Below are 6,000 nucleotides of genomic sequence, written 5' to 3' on the forward strand. Positions count from 1 at the left end.
GGGCACTTTTTTAGCTTATATACACTGAACTTGCGAATAAGAGACTAAGTACGCCTACATCTTTTAGGTTAACTTTAGTGTTGAACGCGTACCGGATTCACAAGTTCATTGTGTATAGGATGGAATATTACAGAATCAGCTTGGAGGGAATTTCACTTGTCAGCACAAGAATTGGATCTTCGCGATTATTTCCAGATTGTCAGGAAGAGACTGTGGATGATTGTAAGCATCGTGGTTGTAGTTTGTATTCTTGCCGGAGTATACAGCTTGTATATCAAGAATCCGGTATATGAAGCATCAACCAAAATTATCGTCAATCAGACACCTACGCAGTCTACGGTAGGGCAGCTTGATCTGAATCAGATCAACACTAATATTCAATTGATCAACACGTACAAGGAAATTATCAAGACACCAGCTATATTGGATGTCGTAGCCAAGAACTACCCGCAATTCAATGTTACTGCGGAAGATTTGCTCAAAAAGGTCAACGTGAGTTCCGTCAATAATACGCAGGTGATGACACTTGTCGTTCGAGATAATTCGTACCAGAGAGCCGCAGAAATCGTAAATGCCATTTCACTTGTGTTCAAGCAGGAAATTCCATCTTTGTTCAATGTTCAGAACGTATCCATACTGAACGAAGCCAAGGTTGATCCTCCGGTAGCTCCGGGACCTGTAGAACCTAATGTGGTAATGAACCTGGCCATTGCATTTATCGTTTCTTTGATGATTGGTCTGGGTATCGCCTTCCTGCTGGAATATATGGATGATACCTTGAAGACTGAAGAAGATATTGAGAAGTATCTGGGTCTGCCAACAATCGCGATGATTACCAGACTTGGACAAGAAGAGACCAAAGCAACTGAATCTCAAGCTCAGACGCTGAACAGAAAGGCAGGGGAACTCGAACATGTCACAGCAGCCAAGTAAACAACGCCATCTGATTACCGTGACGAATCCGCGTTCACCTGTATCTGAAGCCTTCCGGGCACTACGTACAAATATTGACTTCTCATCGGTGGATAAGCAGATTCAGATTATTATGGTTACCTCCTCCGGCCCTGAAGAGGGGAAATCTACAGTCACGGCTAACCTTGCAGCGGCCTATGCCCAAGCAGATAAGAAAGTACTGTTAATCGATGGGGATATGCGTAAACCGACAGCCCATAAGACCTTTTCATTAAGTAATCGCTTTGGATTGTCTTCGTTACTGTCACAGCAAGCTGATCTGGAAGAAGTTGTTCAGGAGTCGGGTGTAGCTAACCTCTTCATTATGACATCAGGTCCAATCCCTCCTAATCCGGCAGAAATGATGTCCTCCAACCGGATGAGTGCTGTGTTAGAGGAACTGCGCCAACGTTATGATATGATTTTATTTGATACTCCGCCGCTCTTGGCTGTTACGGATGCGCAAATTGTCGCTTCCAAGAGTGATGGAGTCATTATGGTGGTCAGCTATGGCAAGGTGAAGCGGGAGATTGCTGTCAAGGCTAAGGCCAACCTAGATCGTGTAGGTGCGAAGATGCTCGGTGTTGTATTGAACAATGTGAAGCGCAAAGCCAGTGAAGGATATTACTACTATTACTACGGGAATTGACTTTCAAGTATGAAGAAATATGTTATTTTTGGAGGCACTAAAAATGACAGCGAAATCCAGGGTATTCATGTTATTCCTCATCGATCTGGTGATCATCTGGTTCAGTATTACAACATCGTATATGTTCAGGTTCTATGACGGCATTCCTCATGAGTATATGGTACAAATGCTCCAGTTCGGGCTCATCTCGACCATTGCTATAGGTGCTAGCTTGGTCTATTTCGGTCTATATCGGCGGATGTGGCAATATGCCAGTATCGGAGAAATAGTATCTATTCTTAAGGCTATTGTTGTAGGCGCGGTAATTTCTTATGCTGTCGCTTTGTTAATTCTCCCTGCACGTGTTCCTCTTGGGGTAGGTGTCCGGACCATGGAAACCATCCTGGTGTTGGTAGGCGGTACCCGTTTTCTGTGGAGATTTTTTCGGTATGAACGGATTAGCTCCAAAGATACCGAGACACACGCTCTCATCGTAGGTGCCGGAGATTGCGGGATGCTGATTGCCAAGGAAATGATGGGGCCTTCTTTTGCTCAGACCAAGTTGATTGGATTCATCGATGACAACCAGAACAAATACCATATGTCCATCCTGGGGCTGCCCGTATTGGGCAACAGATATGACATTCCCCGGCTTGTCAAAGAGAAAGATATTCATGAGATTATCATTGCTATGCCGTCCGTGTCCAGAACGGAAATTTCGGATATTATTAATCTGGCTAAGACAACCGGAGCCAAACTGAAGATCATTCCAGCACTGAACGATCTGATCGCTGGCAAGATATCCGTTAAGAAACTAAGAGATGTCAGTGTAGAAGATTTGCTTGGACGGGAACCGATCATAGCCGATCTGAACGGCATCCTCGGTTACGTACATAAGAAGACGGTTATGGTTACCGGTGCAGGAGGTTCGATCGGCTCCGAGCTGTGCCGGCAAGTATCTCCATTTGCTCCAGACAAGCTATTGCTGCTAGGACATGGTGAGAATAGTATTTATACGATTGAGATGGAGCTGCGCCAGAGCTTTCCCGAGCTGGAGATTATTACTGTAATCGCAGATGTTCAGGACCGCAATCGGATGATGGACGTATTTCGCAACTACAGACCGCATGTTGTCTTTCATGCGGCAGCACATAAGCACGTTCCCTTGATGGAGCGCAATCCATCTGAAGCCATCAAGAATAACGTATTCGGTACCCGGAATGTAGCGGATTGTGCGGATCGATTCGGAGCAGAACGGTTCGTTATGATTTCCTCAGACAAAGCTGTTAACCCCACAAGTGTTATGGGAGCAACCAAGCGAATTGCAGAAATGTATGTACAGAGCTTGAACACCACGAGCCAGACTAAATTCTCTGCTGTACGATTCGGGAATGTCTTAGGTAGCCGTGGTAGTGTAATCCCGGCGTTCAAGAAGCAGATAGCTGCTGGTGGGCCAGTTACAGTTACGCATCCAGAGATGGTGCGTTATTTCATGACGATTCCAGAGGCGGTTCAGTTGGTCATTCAATCGGGATCGTATGCCAAGGGCGGCGAAGTATTCGTGTTAGACATGGGTGCACCGGTAAAGATTCTGACATTGGCAGAAGACTTAATTACTTTATCCGGTTATGAACCTTATACGGATATCGATATAACCTTCTCGGGAATAAGAGAAGGGGAGAAATTGTACGAGGAACTACTGACGGACGAAGAGAATCTGGGTTCTACCCAGCATGACCGTATTTTCATTGGTAAACCGAATGTAATCAGTCAGAACCAGCTCGAACTGGAATTCAAACGTTTGGAGCGTGTCTTGACTGACGAGCCAAGCGCGATCCGTGAAGTGATCAATCAGATTGTTCCGATGCAGCCCGTTGCCCAAGCCGCGATTAGCTAACAAATACGTTACGGAGGATTACTATGTTTAACAAAAAATGGAAAAAAATACTGGTATGGTCTCTGTCGGTAGTTATAGTATTAGCGGTTGGAGGATTATTCGCTGCTAATTATGCAGTAGATAGACTGATGAGTTCAATGGCTGGAGGCTTGGACTTGGAGTCTGATGATACTGCTCCAGTTACTGATCAAGTCGCAATTGCCGATCCAACTTCGACACCTGTAAGTACTGATAGTGCTCCATTAGAGACCGCAACTGCTGAACCTACACCAGGCGTTGTCTCGGAGAGTGCCAAACCGGCAGCTACAGAAGAAGCTTCCACTAGTCCAAGTGAGCAAGCTACTCCAAAGTCAACTCAATCCATTGCTTCACCAACGACTAAGCCAACCAGTACAGTGCCTCCTGCTAAAGATAAGAATCTGGATGGATATTCGGCTCAGGTTTCTACGGATAAAGCTAAACACATACAAGAAAATGTAACGGTGAAAGAAAAGGCAGATGTAGCATCTATTGTATTAGGCCAACTTAGTGTAGCTGATATCAAACGATTGCAGGAACTTGCATCGGGTGGCTTAACCATTGAAGAGAAACGTGAAGCTCGCAGTATTATTCTTGGTAAAGTTTCAGATGAACAATACAATGAGCTGTCCCAAATAGCGAAGAAGTATGGTGTGAGTGAAGGCAAAACCAAGGATCAGGTTATTGAAGAAGAAGAGGCTTTACAACAAGGGAGTGAACAGTAATGGCCAAAGTAAGAATACCCGCAACAGCGTTACTACTGCTAATGCTGATTGGAGCAGCTCCATTAACAGCATTTGCGCCTTTATCAGCCTCAGCTGCATCTGTGGCAGTGCCTGTTGTTCAGTCTGGCTCAATCAAAGTACAGAACATGAATGTAAAAATGGTATTTGACGGCGTTAGCATGACTCCGCCATCAGGGCAGTTAGTATTCATGTATAACAATACAACCTATGTTCCGCTACGATTCATGTCTTATGCACTTCAAAAGAGTGTGAGTTGGGATGCAAAGAATCTCAAGGTTACAGTAGCGGAACCAACGAGTACTGAATTGGTAGTGATTAAAGAGTATCTAATGAATGTAGGAACTAGTCAGAATACATCGTCGAAGAGTACAAATCTACAACCTGTAGAAGCAAGATTTTCTTTTAATGGTGCTGCCAAAACGCTTCCTACAAGTCAATCTAGTTACATTCTAGATGGAACGTTATATGTTCCACTTCGTTTCCTATCTGAATCAGTAGGCAACGTCATAGAATGGGATCAGAAGGCTAAAACAATTACAGCATCTTCGAAGGCCTATCAAGAACAAAATAGTACTTCTGAAGGTAACGTAGAGCCAAAGCCAGCGGCTTCAATGAAACCATCCCAAGCCGGCGGTTCAAGTGATATAGGCAAAGTGTCGTACGAGAGTATTACAAGTGCTACTGAAGCAAAACTGAATGCACTGAAATCTCAAAGTGAATCAACTTTAGTAAGTATTGCAATGGAGTATGTATCTGCAAAAGATGAAGCTTCGAGAGCAAGTATTAAGGCAAAAGGGCTTGCACAATTATCCTCTTTTACAGCAAGCTTTAATAGCATAGTTGCTGATGCCGAACAACAACTAAAGGCTAATGGCTATAGCACTGATATTATTAGTCAATATAGAGCTGCCTTTGAGGCGCAATTACAAGTAGGTAAGAATTTAGCGGAAGGTATGGCTGGGTGATTAAGAATCACTCTTCTTTTATATGGGATAATTTAGGCAAGGAGATATAACTAATGCACACTGTATTAAATCGATTAATAGATATTTTATTTTCGGTAGTTGCAATGCTATTTTTGTGGCCTTTCTTTGTGATAATCGCATTATGGATAAAAATGAATTCAAAAGGACCAGTGCTGTTTAAGCAAAAGCGAATTGGATTATATAAGAAAGAATTTTTTATATTGAAATTTAGGACAATGAAAACTGATAGCCCAAGTGATATGCCTACACATTTGTTACAAAATCCAGAAGTGTTTATAACAAAAGCGGGAAGATTTCTTAGGAAATATAGTCTGGATGAACTACCTCAGATTATAAATATCTTTAGGGGGGAAATGAGTATCATTGGTCCTAGACCGGCATTATGGAATCAAACTGATTTAATTGATGAGCGAGATAAGTATGGTGCCAATAATATAAAGCCAGGTTTAACAGGACTGGCACAAATTAATGGTAGAGATGAACTGTCTGATGCAATCAAAGCTCAATATGATGGTGAATATGTGGAAAAGAAATCATTCAAGCTTGATTTTGAGATATTCCTGAAAACAATATTTAAGGTTTCGACTGCTAAAGGAATAGTAGAGGGTGCTAAAAAATAGATAATAGCACTGATCAAAAACTCGCACAGTAGAAAATATAGATATGTTATGTCAAATAAATAGTTATCCAAGTAAATCTGAGATAGATATTGAAATAATAGTATAGGATCATGTGGATTTGAGGTTTTATTTAAACAATAAATAATGTTAATAT

The 6,000-nt window shown here is 42.5% G+C and carries 6 protein-coding genes; all 6 read left to right on the forward strand.

Annotated features, from left to right (window positions below):
• Nucleotides 1–156: 156 nt before the first annotated feature.
• The 6 genes from A3842_RS04900 to A3842_RS04925 are packed head-to-tail and all read left to right on the forward strand — an operon-like array spanning nucleotide 157 to nucleotide 5,846.
• On the forward strand, nucleotides 157–933 hold the full coding sequence (locus A3842_RS04900) for a YveK family protein (protein ID WP_074084207.1): 777 nt from the start codon (nucleotides 157–159) through the stop codon (nucleotides 931–933).
• Nucleotides 914–1,600 (forward strand): CpsD/CapB family tyrosine-protein kinase, encoded by a 687-nt coding sequence (locus A3842_RS04905; RefSeq protein WP_074100635.1) that lies wholly within the window; start codon nucleotides 914–916, stop codon nucleotides 1,598–1,600. The genes A3842_RS04900 and A3842_RS04905 overlap by 20 nt, the downstream gene beginning before the upstream one ends.
• A 43-nt stretch (nucleotides 1,601–1,643) precedes the next feature.
• Nucleotides 1,644–3,476 (forward strand): polysaccharide biosynthesis protein, encoded by a 1,833-nt coding sequence (locus A3842_RS04910; protein WP_074100636.1) that lies wholly within the window; start codon nucleotides 1,644–1,646, stop codon nucleotides 3,474–3,476.
• Between the two features lie 23 nt (nucleotides 3,477–3,499).
• A complete protein-coding gene (locus A3842_RS04915; protein ID WP_074100637.1) occupies nucleotides 3,500–4,219 on the forward strand; it encodes a hypothetical protein in 720 nt (239 codons plus the stop codon).
• Complete coding sequence (locus A3842_RS04920) at nucleotides 4,219–5,205, forward strand: copper amine oxidase N-terminal domain-containing protein (RefSeq protein ID WP_074100638.1); 987 nt, start codon at nucleotides 4,219–4,221, stop codon at nucleotides 5,203–5,205. Before A3842_RS04915 ends, A3842_RS04920 begins: the two co-directional genes overlap by 1 nt.
• A gap of 53 nt (nucleotides 5,206–5,258) precedes the next feature.
• Entirely contained in the window at nucleotides 5,259–5,846 is a 588-nt protein-coding gene (locus A3842_RS04925; protein WP_074100639.1) for a sugar transferase, read from the forward strand.
• Nucleotides 5,847–6,000: the final 154 nt, after the last annotated feature.

Source organism: Paenibacillus sp. P3E, from assembly GCF_001909045.1.
Lineage (GTDB): Bacteria > Bacillota > Bacilli > Paenibacillales > Paenibacillaceae > Paenibacillus_AQ > Paenibacillus_AQ helianthi.